General features: G+C 65.6%; 36 protein-coding genes and 1 tRNA gene. 5 read left to right on the forward strand and 32 right to left on the reverse strand.

Features of this window, described 5'->3' with window-relative positions; translation table 11 throughout:
* Positions 1-32 precede the first annotated feature (32 nt).
* The 5 genes from MPE_RS17220 (at position 33) to MPE_RS17240 (ending at position 3810) form a co-directional block, all read left to right on the forward strand.
* Positions 33-644 (forward strand): methyltransferase domain-containing protein, encoded by a 612-nt coding sequence (locus MPE_RS17220; RefSeq protein ID WP_011830984.1) that lies wholly within the window; start codon positions 33-35, stop codon positions 642-644.
* Between the two features lie 97 nt (positions 645-741).
* Positions 742-1044 (forward strand): hypothetical protein, encoded by a 303-nt coding sequence (locus tag MPE_RS17225; RefSeq protein WP_231497657.1) that lies wholly within the window; start codon positions 742-744, stop codon positions 1042-1044.
* 57 nt (positions 1045-1101) lie between these two features.
* On the forward strand, positions 1102-2106 hold the full coding sequence (locus tag MPE_RS17230) for an XdhC family protein (protein ID WP_011830986.1): 1005 nt from the start codon (positions 1102-1104) through the stop codon (positions 2104-2106).
* 71 nt (positions 2107-2177) lie between these two features.
* Positions 2178-2957, forward strand: a complete 780-nt coding sequence (locus tag MPE_RS17235; protein WP_011830987.1) for an ABC transporter ATP-binding protein — start codon at positions 2178-2180, stop codon at positions 2955-2957.
* 10 nt (positions 2958-2967) lie between these two features.
* Positions 2968-3810 carry an ABC transporter permease gene (locus tag MPE_RS17240; RefSeq protein WP_011830988.1) on the forward strand — a complete coding sequence of 281 codons (843 nt, stop codon included), beginning with the start codon at positions 2968-2970 and terminating at the stop codon, positions 3808-3810.
* 90 nt (positions 3811-3900) lie between these two features.
* On the opposite strand, the gene MPE_RS17245 is transcribed toward MPE_RS17240, so the two are convergent.
* The 32 genes from MPE_RS17245 to rpsJ all read right to left on the reverse strand — a co-directional run bounded on the left by MPE_RS17245 (position 3901) and on the right by rpsJ (position 21733).
* Positions 3901-3977: transfer RNA gene (locus MPE_RS17245), tRNA-Met, on the reverse strand.
* 44 nt (positions 3978-4021) lie between these two features.
* On the reverse strand, positions 4022-5893 hold the full coding sequence (gene dsbD / locus MPE_RS17250) for a protein-disulfide reductase DsbD (protein ID WP_011830989.1): 1872 nt from the start codon (positions 5891-5893) through the stop codon (positions 4022-4024).
* Between the two features lie 242 nt (positions 5894-6135).
* Positions 6136-6531: a 50S ribosomal protein L17 gene (gene rplQ / locus MPE_RS17255; RefSeq protein ID WP_011830990.1), complete on the reverse strand. Its 396-nt coding sequence runs from the start codon at positions 6529-6531 to the stop codon at positions 6136-6138.
* Positions 6532-6670: 139 nt separating this feature from the next.
* Positions 6671-7672: a DNA-directed RNA polymerase subunit alpha gene (locus MPE_RS17260; protein ID WP_011830991.1), complete on the reverse strand. Its 1002-nt coding sequence runs from the start codon at positions 7670-7672 to the stop codon at positions 6671-6673.
* A 160-nt stretch (positions 7673-7832) separates the two neighbouring features.
* On the reverse strand, positions 7833-8456 hold the full coding sequence (gene rpsD, locus MPE_RS17265; RefSeq protein ID WP_011830992.1) for a 30S ribosomal protein S4: 624 nt from the start codon (positions 8454-8456) through the stop codon (positions 7833-7835).
* Positions 8457-8679: 223 nt separating this feature from the next.
* Entirely contained in the window at positions 8680-9081 is a 402-nt protein-coding gene (gene rpsK / locus MPE_RS17270; RefSeq protein WP_011830993.1) for a 30S ribosomal protein S11, read from the reverse strand.
* Positions 9082-9137: 56 nt separating this feature from the next.
* Complete coding sequence (gene rpsM / locus MPE_RS17275; protein WP_011830994.1) at positions 9138-9503, reverse strand: 30S ribosomal protein S13; 366 nt, start codon at positions 9501-9503, stop codon at positions 9138-9140.
* A gap of 33 nt (positions 9504-9536) precedes the next feature.
* On the reverse strand, positions 9537-9650 hold the full coding sequence (gene rpmJ / locus MPE_RS17280; RefSeq protein WP_011830995.1) for a 50S ribosomal protein L36: 114 nt from the start codon (positions 9648-9650) through the stop codon (positions 9537-9539).
* 46 nt (positions 9651-9696) lie between these two features.
* On the reverse strand, positions 9697-9915 hold the full coding sequence (gene infA / locus MPE_RS17285) for a translation initiation factor IF-1 (protein ID WP_011830996.1): 219 nt from the start codon (positions 9913-9915) through the stop codon (positions 9697-9699).
* Between the two features lie 23 nt (positions 9916-9938).
* Positions 9939-11249, reverse strand: coding sequence for a preprotein translocase subunit SecY (secY, locus tag MPE_RS17290; RefSeq protein ID WP_011830997.1), 1311 nt, complete (start codon positions 11247-11249; stop codon positions 9939-9941).
* Between the two features lie 33 nt (positions 11250-11282).
* A complete protein-coding gene (gene rplO / locus MPE_RS17295) occupies positions 11283-11714 on the reverse strand; it encodes a 50S ribosomal protein L15 (RefSeq protein WP_011830998.1) in 432 nt (143 codons plus the stop codon).
* Between the two features lie 25 nt (positions 11715-11739).
* Positions 11740-11922: a 50S ribosomal protein L30 gene (gene rpmD, locus MPE_RS17300; RefSeq protein WP_011830999.1), complete on the reverse strand. Its 183-nt coding sequence runs from the start codon at positions 11920-11922 to the stop codon at positions 11740-11742.
* Positions 11923-11939: 17 nt separating this feature from the next.
* The gene (gene rpsE / locus MPE_RS17305; RefSeq protein ID WP_011831000.1) at positions 11940-12458 is read right to left on the reverse strand and encodes a 30S ribosomal protein S5; all 519 of its coding nucleotides are present in this window, start codon (positions 12456-12458) and stop codon (positions 11940-11942) included.
* Positions 12459-12504: 46 nt separating this feature from the next.
* Positions 12505-12870, reverse strand: a complete 366-nt coding sequence (rplR, locus tag MPE_RS17310) for a 50S ribosomal protein L18 (RefSeq protein ID WP_011831001.1) — start codon at positions 12868-12870, stop codon at positions 12505-12507.
* 11 nt (positions 12871-12881) lie between these two features.
* Positions 12882-13415, reverse strand: coding sequence for a 50S ribosomal protein L6 (rplF, locus tag MPE_RS17315; RefSeq protein ID WP_011831002.1), 534 nt, complete (start codon positions 13413-13415; stop codon positions 12882-12884).
* 17 nt (positions 13416-13432) lie between these two features.
* Positions 13433-13828, reverse strand: a complete 396-nt coding sequence (gene rpsH / locus MPE_RS17320) for a 30S ribosomal protein S8 (RefSeq protein ID WP_011831003.1) — start codon at positions 13826-13828, stop codon at positions 13433-13435.
* 30 nt (positions 13829-13858) lie between these two features.
* Entirely contained in the window at positions 13859-14164 is a 306-nt protein-coding gene (gene rpsN / locus MPE_RS17325; protein WP_011831004.1) for a 30S ribosomal protein S14, read from the reverse strand.
* Between the two features lie 8 nt (positions 14165-14172).
* Positions 14173-14727 carry a 50S ribosomal protein L5 gene (rplE, locus tag MPE_RS17330; RefSeq protein ID WP_011831005.1) on the reverse strand — a complete coding sequence of 185 codons (555 nt, stop codon included), beginning with the start codon at positions 14725-14727 and terminating at the stop codon, positions 14173-14175.
* Positions 14728-14741: 14 nt separating this feature from the next.
* On the reverse strand, positions 14742-15059 hold the full coding sequence (gene rplX, locus MPE_RS17335; RefSeq protein ID WP_036232806.1) for a 50S ribosomal protein L24: 318 nt from the start codon (positions 15057-15059) through the stop codon (positions 14742-14744).
* 20 nt (positions 15060-15079) lie between these two features.
* Positions 15080-15448: a 50S ribosomal protein L14 gene (gene rplN / locus MPE_RS17340; protein WP_011831006.1), complete on the reverse strand. Its 369-nt coding sequence runs from the start codon at positions 15446-15448 to the stop codon at positions 15080-15082.
* A 269-nt stretch (positions 15449-15717) separates the two neighbouring features.
* The gene (locus MPE_RS17345; RefSeq protein ID WP_011831007.1) at positions 15718-16227 is read right to left on the reverse strand and encodes a peroxiredoxin; all 510 of its coding nucleotides are present in this window, start codon (positions 16225-16227) and stop codon (positions 15718-15720) included.
* A gap of 123 nt (positions 16228-16350) precedes the next feature.
* Complete coding sequence (rpsQ, locus tag MPE_RS17350; RefSeq protein WP_011831008.1) at positions 16351-16623, reverse strand: 30S ribosomal protein S17; 273 nt, start codon at positions 16621-16623, stop codon at positions 16351-16353.
* A complete protein-coding gene (rpmC, locus tag MPE_RS17355; protein WP_011831009.1) occupies positions 16620-16820 on the reverse strand; it encodes a 50S ribosomal protein L29 in 201 nt (66 codons plus the stop codon). Before rpmC ends, rpsQ begins: the two co-directional genes overlap by 4 nt.
* Before the next feature lie 18 nt (positions 16821-16838).
* Complete coding sequence (gene rplP / locus MPE_RS17360) at positions 16839-17255, reverse strand: 50S ribosomal protein L16 (RefSeq protein ID WP_011831010.1); 417 nt, start codon at positions 17253-17255, stop codon at positions 16839-16841.
* Between the two features lie 2 nt (positions 17256-17257).
* Positions 17258-18157 carry a 30S ribosomal protein S3 gene (gene rpsC / locus MPE_RS17365; protein ID WP_011831011.1) on the reverse strand — a complete coding sequence of 300 codons (900 nt, stop codon included), beginning with the start codon at positions 18155-18157 and terminating at the stop codon, positions 17258-17260.
* A gap of 14 nt (positions 18158-18171) precedes the next feature.
* Positions 18172-18504, reverse strand: a complete 333-nt coding sequence (gene rplV / locus MPE_RS17370; protein ID WP_193373400.1) for a 50S ribosomal protein L22 — start codon at positions 18502-18504, stop codon at positions 18172-18174.
* Positions 18505-18511: 7 nt separating this feature from the next.
* On the reverse strand, positions 18512-18787 hold the full coding sequence (gene rpsS / locus MPE_RS17375; protein ID WP_011831013.1) for a 30S ribosomal protein S19: 276 nt from the start codon (positions 18785-18787) through the stop codon (positions 18512-18514).
* Positions 18788-18799: 12 nt separating this feature from the next.
* Positions 18800-19624, reverse strand: a complete 825-nt coding sequence (gene rplB / locus MPE_RS17380; protein WP_011831014.1) for a 50S ribosomal protein L2 — start codon at positions 19622-19624, stop codon at positions 18800-18802.
* Entirely contained in the window at positions 19624-19938 is a 315-nt protein-coding gene (rplW, locus tag MPE_RS17385) for a 50S ribosomal protein L23 (protein WP_011831015.1), read from the reverse strand. Before rplW ends, rplB begins: the two co-directional genes overlap by 1 nt.
* Positions 19935-20555, reverse strand: coding sequence for a 50S ribosomal protein L4 (gene rplD / locus MPE_RS17390; RefSeq protein WP_011831016.1), 621 nt, complete (start codon positions 20553-20555; stop codon positions 19935-19937). The genes rplW and rplD overlap by 4 nt, the downstream gene beginning before the upstream one ends.
* Positions 20555-21235: a 50S ribosomal protein L3 gene (rplC, locus tag MPE_RS17395; protein ID WP_041929744.1), complete on the reverse strand. Its 681-nt coding sequence runs from the start codon at positions 21233-21235 to the stop codon at positions 20555-20557. Before rplC ends, rplD begins: the two co-directional genes overlap by 1 nt.
* A 186-nt stretch (positions 21236-21421) precedes the next feature.
* Positions 21422-21733: a 30S ribosomal protein S10 gene (gene rpsJ, locus MPE_RS17400; protein WP_011831018.1), complete on the reverse strand. Its 312-nt coding sequence runs from the start codon at positions 21731-21733 to the stop codon at positions 21422-21424.
* Positions 21734-21795: the final 62 nt, after the last annotated feature.

Genomic DNA, 21795 nt, shown 5'->3' on the forward strand with positions numbered 1-21795 from the left:
CGGCCACCGCGGCAGGCCCTAGACTGGCTCGCATGAGCGGTCCCGACCTCAACTTCTGGCAGCAGCGCTTCGACACCGGGCAGTTGCCCTGGGATCGTGGAGCACCGAGTCCGCAGCTTGCCGCCTGGCTGGGCGACGGCAGCCTGGCACCGGGGCGCATTGCGGTGCCCGGCTGCGGCAGCGGACATGAGGTGGTGGCGCTCGCACGCGGCGGCTTTTCGGTCACCGCCATCGACTACGCGCCCGGCGCCGTGCGCCTCACTCAGGGCCGGCTCGCCGCGGCGGGCCTGGCCGCGGAGGTCGTGCAGGCCGATGTGCTGACCTGGCAACCCACAGCGCCGCTGGACGCGGTCTACGAACAGACCTGCCTGTGCGCCTTGCATCCCGACCACTGGGTGGCCTACGCCGCCCGACTGCACGCATGGCTGCGTCCGGGCGGCACGCTGGCCCTGCTGGCGATGCAGGCGCTGCGGGAAGGCGCCGGCCAGGGCCTGATCGAGGGCCCGCCGTATCACGTGGACGTGAACGCGCTGCGGGCGCTGCTGCCGGGCGATCGCTGGGACTGGCCCCGCCCGCCCTACGCTCGCGTTCCGCACCCGTCCAGCACCTGGGCAGAATTGGCCATCGTGCTGACCCGGCGCTGACCGAGCGAGGGCCTGCCGCAGGCCCGGAAACCCGCTTTCGCTCGCTGCGGGTTGCCCCGCGCCGACAAAAGGGCCCAGAGCCTGAGACAATAGCGGTATGGCCTCACGCAAAGACACCACGACCCGCATCCAGCAGGACGGGCTTCGCTACACCAGCAAGGCCCCGGGCTCGCCGTTCTCTCCGCGCCCCGGCGCGTTCTCGGGCGCGACGAACACCATGTCCTGCTTCTTCTGCGGCGCCCACCAGCCCCCCAACCGACGCACCATGCAAAAGGTGCTCGGACGCAGCCAGCCGGTCTGCGAGCCCCTGTGCGAGAAGAATCCGCGCAGCAAGAAGCTCGCCGCCGCCGCAGCTGCGGCGGCCGCCGCAGAAACCAGCGAAACCAGCAGCGCGGACTGATCGTCCGCGGGTGCGCGACGCGAGCCTCGCGTCCACGTCCCGACCGCCGAGTGCACGATGGACAGTCTCGACCTGCAGGTGTTGACCGAGGCGCGCCGCTGGTTCGCCGAAGGCCGACGCGTCTGGCTGGTCACGGTGCTGGAAACCTGGGGCTCGGCGCCCCGGCCGCCGGGCGCGCTCCTGGCCCTGCGCGACGACGGCCAGGTGGTCGGCTCGGTATCCGGCGGCTGCGTCGAGGACGACCTGATCGACCGCGTGCGGCATGGCGAGCGCGTCGCCACCCCGGCGCTCGTGAATTACGGCGTGAGCAAGGAGGAAGCGGCCCGCTTCGGCCTGCCTTGCGGCGGCAATCTGCGCCTGTTGCAGGAGCCGCTGAGTTCGGTCGCCTGGATCGACGAGCTCCTGGCACGCACCGCGCGCCACGAACTGGTGGCGCGCCGCCTCGACCTGTCCAGCGGCAGCGTGACCCTGGAGACCGCTTCGCGCGGCGAGGCCTTCAGCTTCGACGGCCACACGCTTCGTGCACTGTTCGGTCCCCGCTGGCGCCTGGTGATGATCGGCGCCGGGCAGCTGACGCGCGTCTTGGCGCAGATGGCGCTGGCTCTGGATTTCGAGGTCATCTGCTGCGACCCGCGCGAGGAATACCACCTGGGCTGGGACGTGCCGGGCTGCCGTTTCAGCACGGCGATGCCGGACGATCTGGTCGTCGAATTGGCACTCGACCCGCACAGCGCGGTGGTGGCGCTGACGCACGATCCCAAGCTCGACGACCTGGCGCTGCTCGAGGCGCTGAAGTCGCCCGCCTTCTACGTGGGTGCGCTGGGGTCGCGCGACAACACAGCGCGGCGCAAGGAGCGCCTTGCGCTGTTCGACCTGTCGCCTGGCGAGATCGACCGGTTGCACGGCCCTGTCGGTCTGCACCTGGGCGCCAGGACGCCGGCCGAGATCGCGGTGTCGATCCTGGCCGAGTTGATCGCCGTGCGCCACGGAGTCGACCTGGCGCAGAAGAAGACCGGTTCGGCAGTCCCGCCGCTGCGTGCCGCAGAGTTGCAGCAGGCCTGATCCGGGCTTGGAGCGCCACCCCAGGCGCCCAACGACAATCCGGTCGCTCGTGTACCGCTGGCGCTGCCCGCATGAACGCTGCTGACGCCCCCCCTTTGCTGAGCCTGCGCGAACTGGGTTTGCGCTACCCCAATGGCATCGTGGCCCTCGACCGCTTGAGCTTCGATCTGCGCGCCGGCGAGACTGTCAGCGTGCTCGGACCTTCGGGCTGCGGCAAGAGCACGGCGCTGCGGCTGATCGCCGGCCTGGAGCGGCCGGGGTCGGGCACCGTGACCTGGGCCGGCGGCAGCGCGCCGGAGCTCGGCTTCGTGTTCCAGGAGCCGACCTTGATGCCATGGGCGACTGTGGCCGACAACGTGTGGCTGCCGTTGCGCCTGCAAGGCCGAACACGGGCCGCGGCGGCCACCACGATCGACGCGGCGCTGGACCGGGTCGGCCTCACGGCGGCGGCGAAGGCCTACCCTCACGAGTTGTCGGGCGGCATGAAGATGCGCGCGTCGATCGCCCGAGCCCTGGCGCTGCGGCCGCAGTTGCTGCTGATGGACGAGCCCTTCGGCGCCCTTGACGAGTTGACGCGCCAGAGGCTGAACGACGATCTGCTGGCGATCCAGGCCGAGCAAGGCTTCGCGATGGTGTTCGTGACGCACAGCGTCTACGAATCGGTCTACCTGGCCGACCGCGTGCTGTTGATGGGCCCCGCTCCCGGCCGCCTCCGCGAAGAAATCCGCATCGAGCAGCGCGGACTGCGCGGCGAGGCCTTCCGGACTGCCGCGCACTACGGCGAACAATGTGTCGCGGTCTCGCGGGCGCTGCGCCGCGCGGTCGAAGGCGTTGCGGTGGGACCCGACTGAGCTTGCGACGATGCCGGTCGCTCGCCCCCGCACCGATACCTCCCCGCAGCCCGCGGCATGGCGGGCGCGTGCCTTGCGCGCGATCGTGCCGGCGGCGCTGATCGTGGCGCTGCTGGTGACCTGGGAACTCGTCGTCCACATTCAGAAGGTGCCTCACTACATCCTGCCGGCGCCGTCGCTGATCTTCAGGACGCTGATCGAACGCTGGGATACGCTCGGGCCGTCACTCTGGTTCACCGTCAAGCTGACGCTGCTGGCGCTGGGCGCAGCCGTGCTGGGCGGCGTGTTGCTGGCGGTGGCGTTCGCGCTGTCGCGCTGGGTGGAAGTGGCGCTGTTCCCGATCGCCGTCGTGCTGCAGGTGACACCGATCATCGCCATCGCACCGTTGATCCTGATCTACGTCGAAAGCACCACGCTGGCATTGCTGCTGTGCGCGTGGATCGTCGCCTTCTTCCCGATCCTGGCGAACACCACTATCGGCCTGAAGAGTGCCGACGCACGCTTGCGAGATCTGTTCACGCTGTACGGCGCGACACGCTGGCAACGACTGCGTTTCCTGCTCGTGCCCAGCGCACTGCCTTATTTCATGGCGGGCCTGAAAGTCGCCGGTGGCCTGAGCCTCATCGGCGCAGTGGTCGCTGAGTTCACCGCCGGCACAGCCGGGCGAGACACCGGACTCGCCTCGCGCATTCTCGAGGCCAGCTTCCGCACTGAGACGCCCTTGATGTTCGCCGCGCTGCTGCTGGTGTCGCTGCTCGGTGTGGCGATTTTCCTCGTGTTCTCGGGCCTGTCGAAATGGCTGCTCGGTCGCTGGCACGAGAGCGAGATGCCGAAACACGACGCAGCTCGATGAGCCGCAAGTCGACGAGTCCACCGAGTGCGGCACAAAGCAAAACGCCCACCGAGCGGTGGGCGTTTTGAAAAGGCTGGCGCCTGTTGATCTTGGTTGCGGGGGCTGGATTTGAACCAACGACCTTTGGGTTATGAGCCCAACGAGCTACCAGACTGCTCCACCCCGCGACTGAGACCAAGAGTATAGCACGCGCGTGTTGCGTCGCGCCAGTTCACAGGCCCGCCGACTGCAGGCTCTGCTGGAAGCGTTGGGCATTCTGGAAGCCGATGACACGCGTTTCGAGCTCACGGCCACCGGCATCGAAGAACACGATACCCGGCGGGCCGAAGAGCTGGAAGCGCTTGAGCAGCGCCCGGTCCGACTCGCTGTTGCGCGTCACGTCGGCCTGCAGCAGCAAGGCCTTGCCGAGCCGCGCCTGCACGGCCGGATCGGTGAAGGTGAAGCGCTCCATCTCCTTGCAGCTCACGCACCAGTCGGCGTAGAAGTCGAGCATCACCGGTCGACCGGCGCCACGGACCGCGGCGTCGAGTTCCTCGACCGTGCTGACACGCCGGAAGCTCACGCCGTCGTGCGTCGCGGCTATCGCGTTGCCAGGCAGCGCCGCAGCCGCAGCTGGGGAGATGCCGACGACGAAAGGCTGCAGGGGCTTGAGTGCGTCCTGCGCCCCGGCCGCAGCGCCGACGATCTGCGTGGCGCCTGCGACGGCCAGCGCGAGACCGAGCCCCTTGACCAGCCGCAGGTCAGCGCCGGCGATCTCCGGCAGGCGGTCGAAGGCATGCAGGAACACCGCGGCACCGATCAGCAGCACGCCCCAGCCGGCGACGGCGAGCGGCGCGGGCACGACCGGGCTGAGCATCCACCAGGCAACGGCCAGCAGCAACAGGCCGAAGAAGCGCTTGACGCTCTCCATCCACGCCCCCGCGCGCGGCAGCAAGGCCCCGGCCGACGCACCGAGCAGCAGCAGCGGCACGCTCATGCCGGCGGCCAGCGAGAACAGCGCGCTGCCGCCCAGCAGCACGTCGCGCGTCTGGCTGATGTACAGCAAGGCGCCGGCCAGCGGTGCAGCAACACAGGGGCTGACGATCAACGCGGACACGCCGCCCATTGCGAACACGCCCGCCAGCCGCCCACCCTGCAGCCGCCCCGAAGACGCGGCAAGGCGGTCGCGCAGCACCGCTGGCAATTGCAATTCGTAGGCGCCGAACATCGACAGGGCCAGCAGCGTCAGCAACAGCGAGAACGCGCCCAGCACCCAGGCGTTCTGCAAGGCCGCCGCCAGGCCCTCGCCTGCCAGACCCGCGGCCACGCCGAGCGCGGTGTAGACCAAGGCCATGCCGAGCGAATACGCGCCGGCGAGCAGCAGTCCGCGCGAGCGCGCCACAGCCTGACCGCCCTGCCCGACGATCAGCGACGACAGAATCGGCAGCATCGGGAGCACGCAGGGTGTGAACGACAGCAGCAACCCCGCGACGAAGAACGCGAAGACCACAAGCCAGAAGCGGCCGCTGCGCAACGCATGGTCGATGGCCGCGTCTCCACTGCGGCTCGCCCCCGCCATGGAGGCCGATGCGCGCGATGCGGCGAGGGCGCCATCGAGCCCGCGACCGTCCGCCGGCACGCGAACACTGCCGTCTCCACCGAAACCCGCCAGCCGCACATCGGCCACGCTCTGCATCGGTGGATAGCACAACCCCTGATCGGCGCAACCCTGGCTGGTGACGACGAGTTGGAAGGACGCCGGTGCGGCATCGACCGGCAAACGGATCGCCACGCGTCCGCGGTAGGTCTCGACATCCTTCTCGAAGGTCTCGTCGAACTTCACCGTCCCGGAAGGAATTTCCGGCGCGCCGAGCACCACCCCGCCCCCCTGTGCTTCAAATTTGAAGGGCTCGCGGTACAGGTAATAGCCGTCCGCCACGACGAAGCCGATCTCGATCGACTTGCCGTCGAGGACCCGCGCGTCGAAGCGAAAGGCCTGCTCGGGCGGCAGGAAATCCTCAGCCGCTGCAGCAAACAAGGGGAGCAGCGCAGTCAGCCACAGCAGCAGCGTGCGCAGGAATCGGATGGGCGTCACGGGGGGCATGCGGTCAGGTCGAACGAGGGTCGGAAGGGTCGGCAGCCAATCCCTGCAGAGTAGCCTGTCATGGTCATCGAAGCGCTATCGGAAGTTCGGACCCTGCGTCATTCCTGACGGTTCCGTCCCCATCGCCTCGCGCCGGCGGGCACGGAAAGCAAGAAGGCCAGCACGATGGCTGGCCTTGCAGAACCTCGTTGCGGGCGCTCCGGGCGGATTCACCGGCCCGGAGCCCCAACCATCAACCCGCCTTACTCGGTCGCCTCGGCCGGCGCTTGGGCCGCAGGCTCGGGGCGATCGACGAGTTCGACGAAGGCCATGGGCGCGTTGTCGCCGACGCGGAAACCCATCTTCAGGATGCGGGTGTAGCCGCCCGGGCGCGCCTTGTAGCGCGGACCGAGGTCATTGAACAGCTTGGCGACGACATCGCGATCGCGGGTTCGATCGAAGGCCAGGCGGCGGTTGGCCAGCGTCGGCTCCTTGGCCAGCGTGATCAGCGGCTCAACGACGCGGCGCAGCTCCTTGGCCTTGGGGACGGTGGTCTTGATGGCTTCGCTCTGGATCAGCGAGTTGGCCATGTTGCGCAGCATCGCGAGGCGGTGCTCGGAGGTGCGATTGAGCTTGCGGAGTCCGTGACGGTGGCGCATGGTGAAGTCCTTTCGACTTGCTTTCTGACTTGCTAATGACCGCCAGCCGGATCAGGTACTGGCGGGTGCGTGATCGAACGCGACACGCGCGCTCGTCATCCGATGCCGAGCTTTCAGGGCCGGCTGATGGGGGCTGGCGTTAGCGCTTGTCCAGGCCTTGCGGCGGCCAGTTCTCAAGGCGCCCGCCCAGGGTCAGCCCCCGCGAGGCCAGCACTTCCTTGATCTCGTTGAGTGACTTGCGGCCGAGATTCGGCGTCTTCAGCAGCTCGGTCTCGGTGCGCTGGATGAGGTCGCCGATGTAATAGATGTTCTCGGCCTTCAGGCAGTTGGCCGAGCGCACGGTGAGCTCGAGCTCGTCGACCGGACGCAGCAGGATCGGATCGAACTGCGTGCTGCGCTGTGCGGGCTGGGCGTCGAAGATGTCGTTGATCTGGCCCTCGAGCTGCGCGAACACGGCCAGCTGTTCGACCAGGATCTTGGCCGAGGCGCGGATCGCCTCTTCCGGCGTGATCGCACCGTTGGTCTCGATCTCCATGACCAGCTTGTCCAGGTCCGTGCGCTGCTCGACACGCGCGCTTTCGACCGTGTAGCTCACGCGGCGAACCGGGGAGAACGACGCATCGAGGACGATACGACCGATCGACTTGGTCGGCTCGTCACCGAAGCGGCGCATCGTGCCCGGCACATAGCCGCGGCCCTTCTCGACCTTGATCTGCATGTCGAGCTTGCCGCCCTGCGACAGGTGCGTGATCACGTGGTCGGGATTGATGATCTCCACGTCGTGCGGGGTCTGGATGTCGCCGGCCTTGACGGGACCCTCACCCTCCTTGCGCAGCACCAGCGTGACTTCATCGCGGTTGTGCAGGCGGAACACCACACCCTTGAGGTTCAGCATGACGTGGACCACGTCTTCCTGAACACCGTCGATCGCCGAGTACTCGTGCAGCACGCCCGCGATCGTGACTTCGGTCGGCGCGTAGCCCACCATCGACGACAGCAGCACGCGGCGCAGGGCATTGCCCAGCGTGTGACCATAGCCGCGCTCGAAGGGCTCGAGCGTGACCTTGGCGCGGTGGGCGCCCTTGGCGGCGCTCAGCGGCTCGACGTTGATGGCTTTGGGCTTCAGCAGATTGGTTTGCATCAGGTCTTCCTGTCATTACCCTCGGCTCGTTACACCGATAAGGCTGATGGAGCACCGGAGACGACGCGCCTGGCGGCGACGTAGAACCCGGACCGGGAAAGCGCTTGCGCGCCGGGCGGCGCGGGCCATAGGCCGGACACCGCCGCAGCGCGCTGTAAATTCAACGCGAATACAGTTCGACGATCAGGGATTCGTTGATGTCCGAACCGAACTCGTCGCGGTCGGGCGACTTCTTGAATACGCCCTCGAGCTTGGTCGCATCGACCTGCACCCACGCGGGCAAGCCCATCGACTCGGCAAGCTTGAGCGACTCGGTCACCCGCAATTGCTTCTTGGCCTTTTCGCGCACGGCGACGACGTCACCGGTCTTCACCAGGTAGGACGCGATGTTGACGACCTCACCGTTCACGGTGATGCCCTTGTGCGAAACGAGCTGGCGGGCCTCGGCACGGGTCGAACCGAAACCCATGCGATAGACCACGTTGTCCAGGCGCGATTCGAGCAGCAGCAGCAGGTTCGCACCGGTGTTGCCCTTGCGGCGCTCGGCCTCGGCAAAGTAGCGGCGAAACTGGCGCTCGAGTACGCCGTACATGCGCTTGACCTTCTGCTTCTCGCGCAGCTGGAGACCGAAGTCGGAGGTGCGCGAGCCAGAGGTGCGGCCGTGCTGGCCCGGCTTGGTTTCAAACTTGGACTTGTCCCCGATGGCGCGACGCGCGCTCTTCAGGAACAGATCGGTGCCTTCACGGCGGGCCAGTTTGGCCTTGGGACCCAGATAACGTGCCACGTTGCTTCCTTGGTTCTCTGACGTGGGGAGCGGCCGGGGCCGCGCCTCACGCAAGTCTGGCCGGGGGTTCGAGCGCTCTAGGGTCGCTCTTCTTGGACAGCCAGACGGTGGGCTTAGCGAAGCCTTGCGGCTTCAACGAAAACCGCCGGCGTGCACTGAAGTGCCCACCGGCGAATCGGGTAACTGCGTATTGTAGCCCGGTCGCCCGGGCCTAACACGCGGCTCAGATGCGACGACGCTTCTGCGGGCGGCAACCGTTGTGCGGGACCGGCGTCACGTCGGAAATCGACACGATGCGGATACCCAGCGCGGCCAGCGCGCGCACCGACGACTCACGGCCCGGACCGGGGCCCTTGATCTCGACTTCGAGGTTCTTGATGCCCTGGTCCTGCGCGGCACGACCGGCCACTTCCGCAGCCACCTGGGCGGCGAACGGCGTCGACTTGCGCGAACCCTTGAAGCCCTGGCCACCGCTCGATGCCCAGGCCAGCGCGTTGCCCTGGCGGTCGGTGATCGTGATGATGGTGTTGTTGAACGACGCGTGAACGTGCGCAACGCCGTCCGACACATTCTTGCGGACCTTCTTGCGCACGCGCTGTGCGGCGGTATTAGGTGCTTTGGCCATGCTTGACTCTCTTCAATCTGAGCGGTTCGTCGGACGGGGCGTCGCGGCGGATGTGCTTACTTCTTCAGCGCGGCGGCCGACTTGCGCGGGCCCTTGCGGGTGCGGGCGTTCGTGCGGGTGCGCTGACCGCGCATCGGCAGGCCGCGGCGGTGACGGAAGCCGCGATAGCAGCCCAGGTCCATCAGGCGCTTGATGTTGATCGTGGTCTCGCGACGCAGATCGCCTTCGATCGTCATGCGACCGACTTCCTCGCGAATCTTCTCGAGGTCGCCGTCGGTCAGATCCTTGATCTTCTTGTCGCGGGCGATGCCGCAGCTGTCGCAGATCTTCTGCGCGGTCGTGCGACCGATGCCGTAGATCGCGGTCAAGCCGATCTCGGCGTGCTTCTGCGGGGGAATGTTGATACCAGCAATACGTGCCATGTTCGTCCTCTAACTAGTCGCGTCGCCGAGCGATCAGCCCTGGCGCTGCTTGTGGCGCGGGTCGGTGCAAATCACGCGCACCACACCCTTGCGACGGATGACCTTGCAATTGCGGCACATCTTCTTGACGGATGCAGCTACCTTCATGACCTTCTCCTTGACCTCTTGCGCTCTTCCGGGTGTTGCTCTGTTCTCACTTCGCCCGGAAGACGATGCGAGCACGACTCAAATCGTAGGGTGTCAGCTCCACGGTCACCTTGTCGCCGGGCAGGATGCGGATGTAGTGCATGCGCATCTTGCCGGAGATGTGACCGAGCACGACGTGCCCATTCTCCAGCTTCACACGGAAGGTCGCGTTGGGCAAGTTCTCGAGGATCTCGCCCTGCATCTGGATGACGTCATCTTTCGACATGTGTTCTCGTCAACCGTTCCTGTTCAGCTGGCCTTGAAATTGGCCTTCTTCAGCAGCGATTCGTACTGCTGGGACATCACATAAGACTGCACCTGGGCCCAGAAGTCCATCGTCACGACGACAATGATCAGCAGGGACGTACCGCCGAAGTAGAACGGCACGTTGTACTTGAGCACGAGGAACTCAGGCAGCAGACACACGGCAGTGATGTACACCGCGCCGCCGAGCGTCAGGCGACCGAGGATGCGATCGATGTGCTTCGCGGTCTGCTCCCCCGGCCGGATACCCGGGATGAACGCACCACTCTTCTTCAGGTTGTCAGCCGTCTCGCGGCTGTTGAAGACGAGCGCCGTGTAGAAGAAGCAGAAGAACACGATCGCCGCGGCGTAGAGCATCACGTAGATCGGCTGCCCCGGCGACAGCAGCGCCGCCAGATCCTTCAGCCAGCGCAGGCCGTCGCCCGTGGCGAACCAGCCCACCACAGTGGCCGGCAGCAGGATGATCGACGACGCGAAGATCGGCGGGATCACGCCCGACATGTTGATCTTCAACGGCAGGTGCGACGACTGCCCGCCGTAGACACGGTTACCCACCTGACGCTTCGCGTAGTTCACCAGGATCTTGCGCTGGCCTCGCTCGACGAACACGACAAGGTAGGTCACCGCGATCACGATCGAGATGATGAACAGCGCCGCGACGATACTCATCGCGCCGGTGCGGACCAGTTCGAACAGTCCGCCGATCGCGCTCGGCAGGCCGGCCGCGATACCCGCGAAGATGATGATCGAGATGCCGTTGCCCAGACCGCGCTCGGTGATCTGCTCGCCGAGCCACATCAGGAACATCGTGCCGGCGACCAGGCTCACCACCGCCGTCAGGCGGAAACCCATGCCCGGCGAGATGACCAGCCCCGCAGAGCTTTCGAGAGCGATTGCGATACCGAGCGACTGGAAGATCGCCAGACCCAGCGTGCCGTAGCGCGTGTACTGCGTGATCTTGCGACGGCCGGCCTCGCCTTCTTTCTTCAGCGCCTCCAGGGTCGGCACCACGTAGGTCATCAGCTGCATGATGATCGACGCCGAGATGTACGGCATGATCCCCAGCGCGAACACCGTGAAGCGCGACAGTGCCCCGCCCGAGAACATGTTGAACAGGCTCAGGATGCCGCCTTGCTGGTCCTTGAAGAGCTGCTGCAACTGGTTCGGGTCGATTCCCGGCACCGGAATGTGAGCGCCGATGCGATAGACGACGAGCGCAAGCAGCAAGAAGACAAGCCGGCGACGCAGGTCGCCGAACTTGCCGCTCTTGGCCAGTTGATTCGCGTTGGTTGCCACGCAGGGATCCTAGAGTCGTGCGGACACGCAGCCTCAGGCCACCGAGCCGCCAGCGGCCTCGATCGCGGCCTTGGCGCCGGCGGTAGCGCCGATGCCCTTGAGCACGACCTTCTTGCTCAGTTCACCCGACTTGATGACCTTGACCACCTTCGCGCGCTCGCCGACCAGACCGGCCTGCTTGAGCGTGGGGACGTCGACTTCGTCAGCCGCCAGCACCTGCAGGTCGGCCAGCGTGACCTCGGCGTTGTACTTCAGCGTCAGTGACTTGAAGCCCCGCTTGGGGAGGCGACGCTGCAGCGGCATCTGACCGCCTTCGAAGCCCACCTTGTGGTAGCCACCGGCACGCGATTTCTGACCCTTGTGGCCGCGACCCGCGGTCTTGCCCAGGCCGGAGCCGATACCACGGCCGACACGGCGCTTGGCATGCTTGGCGCCCGAGGCGGGCTTGATCGTGTTGAGTTCCATCGTCTTCTCCAGGTCCGTCCGCGCCTTACAGCACTTGAACCAGGTAGCTCACCTTGTTGATCATCCCGCGCACCGCGGGCGTGTCTTCGAGCACGCGCTCGCTGCCGATCTGGCGCAGGCCGAGACCGCGAACCGTAGCGCGGTGCGACTCCTTGGTGCCGATCGGGCTGCGCACCAACTTCACCTTGACCGTCTTCTTGTCCGTCATGTCGTTCCCCTGGCGGCTCAGTTGAAGATCTCTTCGACCGACTTGCCGCGCTTCGAGGCGACTTCCGACGGTGTCGTCGAGCGGCGCAGCGCATTGAAGGTCGCGCGCACCATGTTGTACGGGTTGGACGACCCGAGGCTCTTGGCCACGATGTCGGTCACGCCCATCACTTCGAACACCGCGCGCATCGGACCGCCGGCGATGATGCCGGTTCCCGGCGCTGCCGGCGCCAGCAACACCTTGGCTGCGCCGTGCTCGCCGGTCACGTTGTGGTGCACGGTGCCGTTCTTGAGGCTGACCTTGACCATGTCGCGGCGCGCCGCATCCATTGCCTTGGTCACAGCGACCGGAACTTCCTTGGCCTTGCCCTTGCCCATGCCGACACGGCCATCGCCGTCGCCGACCACGGTCAATGCCGCGAAGCTCATGGTGCGACCGCCCTTGACCACCTTGGTCACGCGGTTCACCTGGATCATCTTTTCCTTCAGACCGTCGTCACGACCGTCGTCAGCGATCCGGGGTTGAAACTTTGCCATGTCAGATTCCTTCGATGTGCAGTGCAGTCAAGGTGCGCAAACGCACTCAGAACTGCAGGCCGGCTTCGCGCGCCGCTTCGGCCAGGGCCTTCACGCGACCGTGATACGCGAAGCCGCCGCGGTCGAACGCGACCGACTCGATGCCCGCCGCCTTGGCGCGCTCGGCAATGCGCTTCCCGATCAGGGCTGCGGCTTCGGTGTTGCCACCCTTGCCTGCGGCGCCCAGCCGAGCACGCACTTCCTTCTCGGCGGTCGAGGCGCTGGCCAGAACCTTCGAGCCGTCGTCGGAGATGACGCTGGCGTAGATGTGCAGGTTGGAACGGAACACCGTCAGGCGCGCCACCTTCTGCAAGGCGATGCGCACACGGGTCTGCTTGGAGCGACGCAGGCGCTGATCTTTGCGGTTCAACATCGAGCTGCTCCTTACTTCTTCTTGGTCTCTTTGAGCGAGACCTTCTCTTCGGCATATCGGATGCCCTTGCCCTTGTAGGGCTCGGGCGGGCGGATGGCCCGCACTTCGGCAGCGATCTGACCGACCACCTGGCGATCGGACCCCTTGATCACGATCTCGGTCTGCGTCGGGCACTCGACCTTGATCCCGGCCGGCATGTCCTTCACGACCGGGTGCGAAAAACCCACCTGCAGGTTCAGCTTGGCACCTTGCGCCTGGGCTCGGAAGCCCACGCCCACCAGCGTCAGCTTGCGTTCGAAGCCCTTGCTGACGCCATTGACCATGTTGGCCACCAGCGCGCGCATCGTGCCGCTCATCGCATTCGCAGCCGCCGATTCATCGGCCGGCGCAAAGCTCAGCTTGCCGTCTTCATTCTTGACCGAGACCAGCCGGTTCACCGGACGCACCAGCGTACCGAGCGAGCCCTTGACACTGATCTGATCAGCATTGATCGCCACGTCCACACCCTTGGGGACGGCGATCGGCATCTTTCCAACGCGAGACATTCTTCAGCTCCTTCGCGTCAGGCGACGTAACACAGGACCTCGCCGCCGATACCGGCAGCGCGGGCCTTGCGGTCCGTCATGACGCCCTTGGGCGTCGTCACGATCGCCACGCCCAGGCCGTTCATGACTTGGGGAATCTCGTGACGGCCCTTGTAGACGCGCAGGCCCGGACGGCTCACGCGCTCGATGCGCTCGATCACAGGGCGTCCGGCGTAGTACTTCAGGCCGATCTCGAGTTGCGGCTTCTCGGCCTCACCCTTGACGGCGTAGGCATCGATGTAACCCTCGTCCTTCAGGACCTGGGCGATCGCCACCTTCAGCTTCGACGACGGCATCACCACGACAGCCTTCTCCACCATCTGCGCGTTGCGGATGCGGGTCAGCATGTCGGCGATGGGATCACTCATGCTCATGGGTTTTCTCCTGTACGTTCGCGTGCCGGCTTACCAGCTGGCCTTGACGACGCCGGGGATGTCCCCCTTGAACGCCAGTTCACGGATCTTGTTGCGCGCCAGACCGAAGGTGCGGAAGGTGCCGCGGGGGCGGCCGGTCAGTTCGCAGCGGTTACGCAGGCGCGACGGGTAGGCGTTGCGCGGCAACTTCTGCAGCGCCAGACGCGCGGTGTAGCGCTCTTCGTCGGACTTGCCCGCGTCGTTGATGATGGCCTTCAGCTCCGCGTACTTCTTCGCGAACTTGGCGACCAGCTGCTCACGCTTGAGCTCACGCTGCTTGATCGAAAGTTTTGCCACAGGCCACCTCAGTTCTTGAACGGGAACTTGAATGCGGCGAGCAGCGCCTTGCATTCGTCGTCGGTCTTCGCGGTCGTCGTGAAGCTGATGTTCATCCCACGCAGCGCGTCGATCTTGTCGTACTCGATCTCGGGGAAGATGATCTGCTCTTTGACACCGATGTTGTAGTTGCCACGACCATCGAACGAGCGGCCCGAGATGCCGCGGAAGTCGCGCACGCGGGGCAGCGAGATCGTCACGAAGCGATCCAGGAACTCGTACATGCGCACGCCACGCAGCGTGACCATGCAGCCGATGGGCACGCCATCACGGATCTTGAAGCCGGCGATCGCCTTCTTCGACTTCGTGACCACGGGCTTCTGGCCGGCGATCTTGGTCAGGTCGCCGACGGCGTGCTCCATGACCTTCTTGTCCGACACGGCCTCGCTCACACCCATGTTGAGCGTGATCTTGGTCAGGCGCGGCACCTGCATCACCGACTTGTAGCCAAACTTGGCCACCAGATCGGCGACGATCTTGTCGCGGTAATGCTGCTGAAGACGAGCTGTCTGTTGTTGAGCCATTGCTTACCTCGGCCTCAAGCCTTGATCTCGTCGCCGCTGGACTTGAAGACGCGCACCTTCTTGCCGTCAGCCAGGAGCTTGATGCCCACGCGATCGGCCTTGCCGCTCGCAGGGTTGTAGATCGCCACGTTGGACTGGTGGATCGGCATGGTCTTGTCGACGATGCCGCCGGTCGAACCCTTCAACGGGTTCGGCTTCACGTGCTTCTTCACGATGTTGACGCCATCAACCAGCAGGTGATCGGCGTCGACGCGCGACGCTACGGCGCCACGCTTGCCTTTGTCGCGACCGGTCAGCACGATGACTTGGTCGCCCTTGCGAATCTTGTTCATGGTGTGTTCCTCGCAGTCGCTCAGAGGACCTCGGGGGCCAGCGACACGATCTTCATGAAGCGCTCGGTCCGCAGTTCGCGGGTCACCGGGCCGAAGATGCGGGTGCCGATCGGCTCGAGCTTGGCGTTCAGCAGCACGGCGGCATTGCCGTCGAACTTGACCAGCGAGCCGTCCTGGCGACGCACACCCTTGGCGGTGCGCACGACCACGGCGCTGTAGACCTCGCCCTTCTTGACTCGACCACGCGGCGCAGCCTCCTTGATGGAGACCTTGATGACGTCGCCGATGCCGGCATAGCGGCGCTTGGAACCGCCGAGCACCTTGATGCACATGACGCTTTTCGCGCCCGTGTTGTCCGCGACATCGAGCCGCGATTGCATTTGAATCATTGTCCGTCCCCAACTTGTCTCGCGCCCGACCCACCATGGGTCGCTTGTGAGCAGTCTTGGGCCCGTCATCGGGCGCCTGCGTTGCCGCAAGACCCCCTCTGCTTAGGGCGAGACCGAGGCCATCTTGGGCGATTCGGGCCAGAGCGACCCGGCGGGGCTCTCGGCCCCGCAATCCCAAGCCGACGTTCGGCGAAGCTAAGAATTATCTGTGACCACAGGCATCGTGTCAAGCGTTGTCAATCGCCAACCCGTGTGCGCAACGGCCGAGCTCACAGCGCCCCAGCCTGCGCTAGGAGCGTCTCCGCATTGCTCACCTCGAACTTGCCTGGCGCCTCGATGTTCAGCGTCTTGACGGTACCGTCGACGACCAGCATGGAGTAGCGTTGAGACCGCAGTCCCATTCCGCGGGCGTTGAGGTCCAGCGTAAGGCCTGTTGCCTGCGTGAACGCCGCGCTACCGTCCGCCATCATGCGGACCTTGCCACCGGTCCCCTGCTCCCGGCCCCAGGCGCCCATGACGAACGCGTCGTTTACCGACAGGCACCAGATCTCGTCGACACCGGCCGCCTTGAATGCATCGGCGTGTTTCACGAAGCCCGGCACGTGCTGGGCCGAACAGGTGGGCGTGAAGGCCCCCGGCAAGGCGAAGACGGCGATGGTCTTCCCTGCGGTCAACTTGCCGATTTCGAAAGTGTTCGGACCGAGCGAGCAGCCTTCGCCCTCGACCTCGATGAACTCCTGCAGAGCGCCCTCGGGCAGCTTGTCACCGACTTTCAGCATCGCACATCTCCTGATGAAGGAAGGGAAGGGGGTCCGAAAGGAAAAACGACCGGTGCGCCAGCATGCCAGCGTACCGGTCGCATTCGTCGCAGGCCGATCAAAGCCCTGGACAGCGAGTCAGGCTCAGACCACGCGGGCCTTCTCGACCAGTCGGGTCACGACCCAGGCCTTGGTCTTGGAGATCGGCCGGCCTTCGGCGATCTCGACCAGATCGCCGAGCTTGTATTCGTTGTTCTCGTCATGCGCGTGGTACTTGCGCGAACGCGCCACGATCTTGCCGTAGAGCTCGTGCTTGACGCGACGCTCGACCAGCACGGTGATCGTCTTGGAACGCTGGTCACTGACCACGCGGCCGACGAGGGTGCGCGTGTTCTTGACGGTCTCTTGAGTCGTCATTGCGCGGCTCCCTTCTTCTTCTCGGCCAGGATGGTCTTGGCACGAGCGATGTCACGACGGGTCAGACGCAGGCTGGCGGTGTTGCCCAGTTGCTGCGTGCCCTTTTGCATGCGCAGGCCGAAGTGGGCCTTGAGCAGGTCCTTGACCTCCTGCTCGAGGGCCGCGACGTCCTTGGCGCGAAGTTCAGATGCTTTCATGTCGATTACTCCGAAGCGTCAGGCGCCGATCTGGCGCGAGACGAAGGTGCAGCGCAACGGCAGCTTGGCCGCGGCCAGCGTGAACGCCTCACGCGCGAGCTCTTCGGGAACGCCGTTGATCTCGTAGAGCACCTTGCCGGGCTGGATCTCGGCGACGTAGTACTCCGGATTACCCTTGCCGTTGCCCATGCGGACTTCCGCCGGCTTCTGCGAGATGGGCTTGTCGGGGAAGATGCGGATCCAGATGCGGCCGCCGCGCTTCACGTGGCGGGAGATCGCGCGACGCGCCGCCTCGATCTGGCGTGCCGTCAGGCGGCCGCGCTCGGTGGCCTTCAGTCCGAAGTCGCCGAACGACACGTTCGCACCGCGGGTGGCGATGCCCGTGTTGCGGCCCTTCTGTTCCTTACGGAACTTGCGACGAGAGGGTTGCAGCATTTTTATTCTCCTTTGGCGTCGCCAGGGGCGACGGCCTTGCGCACGCGCTTCACGGCGGCCTTCGGGCCGTCTGCGGCAGCAGGCGCGGCACCGTCGGCCGGCTTGTCCGTCGGGGCGGCAGCGCCAGCGTCGGCACGCGGACCACGCGGGCCCGGGCGAGCACCGTCGCGCGACGGCGGACGGCGGTCACCGGCCGGGCGGTCGCTGCGCGGGCCGCGGCGATTGCGACGGTCGTCTTCGCGCTCGTCGGTCTTGATGACGGGCGCTTCGCCATTGGCGAGACGATCGCCGCGGTAGACCCAGACCTTCACGCCGATGATGCCGTAGGTGGTCTTGGCTTCCGAGAAGCCGTAGTCGATGTCGGCGCGCAGCGTGTGCAGCGGCACGCGACCTTCGCGGTACCACTCGGTGCGAGCGATCTCGATGCCGTTCAGACGACCGGCGCTCATGATCTTGATGCCCTGGGCACCCAGGCGCATCGCGTTCTGCATCGCACGTTTCATCGCGCGGCGGAACATGATGCGCTTCTCGAGCTGCTGGGTGATCGAGTCGGCGATCAGCTGGGCATCGATCTCGGGCTTGCGCACCTCTTCGATGTTCACGGCCACCGGCACGCCCAGGCGGCGCGTCAGCTCGGCCTTCAGGTTCTCGATGTCCTCACCCTTCTTGCCGATCACCACGCCCGGACGCGCCGAGTAGATGGTGATGCGTGCGTTCTTGGCGGGCCGCTCGATCAGGATGCGCGAGACCGCCGCGCTCTTGAGCTTGGCCTTGAGGTATTCGCGAACCTTCAGGTCTTCGGCCAGCATCGTCGCGAAGTTGCGATTCGACGCGTACCAGCGCGAGGACCAGTTGCGGGTGACGGGCAGGCGGAAGCCGACCGGATGAATCTTCTGTCCCATGGTCTTCTCTGCCTTTAGTTGCCGACGGTGACGAAGATGTGGCAGGTCGGCTTGCTGATGCGGTTGCCGCGGCCCTTGGCGCGCGCGGAGAACCGCTTCAGGGTCGCACCCTGCTCGACGTGGATCGTCTTGACCTTCAGCTCGTCGATGTCGGCACCGTCGTTGTGCTCGGCATTGGCGATCGCCGATTCCAGCGCCTTCTTGATGATGACGGCGGCCTTCTTCTGCGTGAATTCCAGGATGTTGAGCGCCTGGTCCACCTTCTTGCCGCGGACCAGGTCAGCCACCGGCCGACCCTTGTCGACCGACAGACGCACGCCGCGAACGATTGCTCGGGTTTCCATCATCATCCCCTTACTTCTTCGCCTTCTTGTCCGCCGGATGACCCTTGAACGTGCGGGTCAGGGCGAACTCGCCGAGCTTGTGGCCGACCATCTGATCGGTCACGTACACGGGGACGTGCTGCTTGCCGTTGTGCACGGCGATCGTCAGCCCGATGAAATCGGGCAGGATCGTCGAGCGGCGCGACCAGGTCTTGATCGGCTTCTTGTCCTTGATCGCCACGGCCTTCTCGACCTTGGCCACCAGGTGGTGGTCCACGAACGGACCCTTCTTCAGTGAGCGTGCCATCGAGCGTGCCCCTTACTTCTTGCGACGCGAGACGATGAACGTCTGCGTGCGCTTGTTGCTGCGAGTGCGGTAGCCCTTGGTCATCGTGTTCCAAGGCGACACCGGCACCTGGCCCTCGCCGGTGCGGCCTTCGCCGCCGCCGTGCGGGTGGTCCACCGGGTTCATGGCCACGCCACGAACGGTCGGGCGAACGCCCTTCCAGCGGATCGCACCGGCCTTGCCGTACTGGCGCAGGTTGTGCTCTTCGTTGCTCACCTCGCCGATCGTGGCACGGCACTCGATGTGGATGCGACGCACCTCACCCGAGCGCAGGCGAACCTGGGCGTAGGTGCTTTCGCGTGCCAGCAGCGTCACCGAAGTGCCAGCCGAGCGCGCGATCTGCGCGCCCTTGCCGGCCAGCAGTTCGACGCAGTGCATCGTCGAGCCCACCGGGATGTTGCGGATCGGCAGCGTGTTGCCGGCCTTGATCGGCGCTTCCGAGCCGCTCAGGATGGTGGCACCGACTTCCAGACCGCGCGGAGCGATGATGTAACGGCGCTCTCCATCGGCGTAGCACACCAGCGCGATGTGGGCGGTTCGGTTCGGGTCGTACTCGATACGCTCGACCTTCGCCGGGATGCCGTCCTTGTTGCGCTTGAAATCGACCACGCGGTAGTGGTGCTTGTGACCACCGCCCTTGTGCCGGATGGTGATGTGGCCGTTGTTGTTCCGGCCTGCATTCTGGATCTGCGGCTCGAGCAGCGACGCTTCGGGCTTGCCCTTGTGCAGGTGCGAATGCACCACCTTCACCACGGCACGGCGGCCAGGGGACGTGGGCTTGACTTTGACGACGGCCATTACGCGGCCTCCCCGGAGAAGTTGAGCTCCTGACCCGCCTTCAGGCAGACATAGGCCTTGCGAACGTTGTCGCGGCGACCCACACCCTTGCCGAAGCGCTTGGTCTTGCCCTTGGTGTTCACGACCGACACCTTGTCGACCTCGACCTTGAACAGCAGTTCCACCGCCGCCTTGATCTCGGGCTTGGTCGCGTCCTGCAGCACCTTGAACAGCACCTGGTTGTGCGACTCGGCGACCGCCGTGGCCTTCTCGGACACGATCGGCGCGACCAGCACCTTCATCAGGCGACCTTCATCGAACTTGAGAGCGCTCATGCCAGCATCTCCTTGAGCTTCTCGATCGCGCCCTTCGTCACCAGGACCTTCTTGTAGAAGACCAGCGACAGCGGATCGGCATAACGCGGCTCGATCACCAGCACGTTGGCGAGGTTGCGCGACGCGAGGAACAGGTTCTCATCCACCTCGTCCGCGATCACCAGCACCGACTCCAGGCCCATGGCCTTGAACTTCGCGGCCAGCGCCTTGGTCTTGGGCGTCTCGACCTTGATCGAATCCACCACGGCCAAGCGACCTTCACGAGCGAGCTGCGAGAAGATGGCAGCCATGCCGGCGCGGTACATCTTCTTGTTGACCTTGTGGCTGAAGTTCTCTTCCGGGCTGTTCGGGAAGATCCGACCGCCTCCGCGCCACAGCGGCGACGAGGTCATGCCGGCGCGAGCCCGGCCGGTGCCCTTCTGGCGCCACGGCTTCTTGGTCGAGTGCTTGACCGTCTGGCGATCCTTCTGGGCGCGCGTACCTTGGCGGGCATTCGCCTGGTAGGCCACCACCACCTGGTGCACCAGCGCTTCGTTGTAGTCGCGACCGAACACGGTGTCCGGCGCGTCGACCTTCGAGGCGGCCTGGCCTTGTTCGTTCAGGAGCTCGAGTTCCATCAGTTCGCTCCCTTCTTGGCCTTGACCTTGACGGCCGGGCGCACGGTCACGAAACCGTTCTTCGCACCAGGAACCGCGCCGCGCACCAGCAGCAGCTGGCGGGCCTCGTCGACACGCACGATGTCAAGGTTCTGGGTGGTCTTGGTCACGTCGCCGCGGTGGCCGGACATCTTCTTGCCCGGGAACACGCGACCCGGATCCTGGGCCATCGAGATCGAGCCCGGCACGTTGTGCGAACGGCTGTTGCCGTGCGACGCGCGCTGCGAGCCGAAGTTGTGCCGCTTGATGGTGCCGGTGAAGCCCTTGCCGATCGACGTACCCTGCACGTCGACCTTCTGGCCGGCGGCGAACAGGCCGACCGGCAGCGTGCCGCCCGGCTTGTACTCGGCCGCCACTTCGGCGCTGACCGCGAATTCACGCAGGATTTCGCCAGCCTCGACACCCGCCTTGGCGAGATGCCCGGCCTCTGGCTTCGTGACGCGCGACGCCTTGCGGGCGCCAAATGTCACCTGGATGGCGCTGTAGCCGTCGGTTTCGACGGTCTTGACCTGGGTGACGCGATTGTTGGACACGTCAAGCACCGTCACGGGCACGGCGTCGCCGTCGTCCGTGAAGATGCGCATCATGCCCACCTTGCGGCCCAGCAAGCCGAGGCGATCGCCCGGATTGGCTGTAGTCATGGTTCTTCTCCAATGTCCGACATCGATTGGTCGGACTGACTTCACTGAGGCGACCGAACGCATTGCGCCGGGTCACCACGATGTTTTGCCCGCGACACCGGAGTGCCGAGGGCAGAAAAGCCTGCGATTGTAGCAGCAGCGGCCGAAGCCGCAACCACCCGGGTCCGCAGCGAACCCGATCGGAACTTACTGCAGCTTGATCTCGACGTCCACGCCGGCCGGCAGGTCAAGCTTCATCAGCGCGTCGACGGTCTTGTCGGTGGGATCGACGATGTCCATCAGGCGCTGGTGGGTGCGGATCTCGAACTGGTCGCGCGAGCTCTTGTTGACGTGCGGCGAACGCAGGATGTCGAAACGCTGCATGCGTGTCGGCAGGGGCACCGGGCCCTTGACGATGGCGCCGGTGCGCTTGGCGGTGTCGACGATCTCGAGGGCCGATTGATCGATCAGCTTGTAATCGAATGCCTTCAGGCGGATGCGGATCTTTTGCTTTTGCATGACGGTTCCTTCAAAGAGCGGTGCGGCGGGCAGCGCCCGCAGCGGGGTGGTGAAAGGCGGGG

This window comes from Methylibium petroleiphilum PM1 (assembly GCF_000015725.1).
Taxonomy (GTDB): domain Bacteria; phylum Pseudomonadota; class Gammaproteobacteria; order Burkholderiales; family Burkholderiaceae_C; genus Methylibium; species Methylibium petroleiphilum.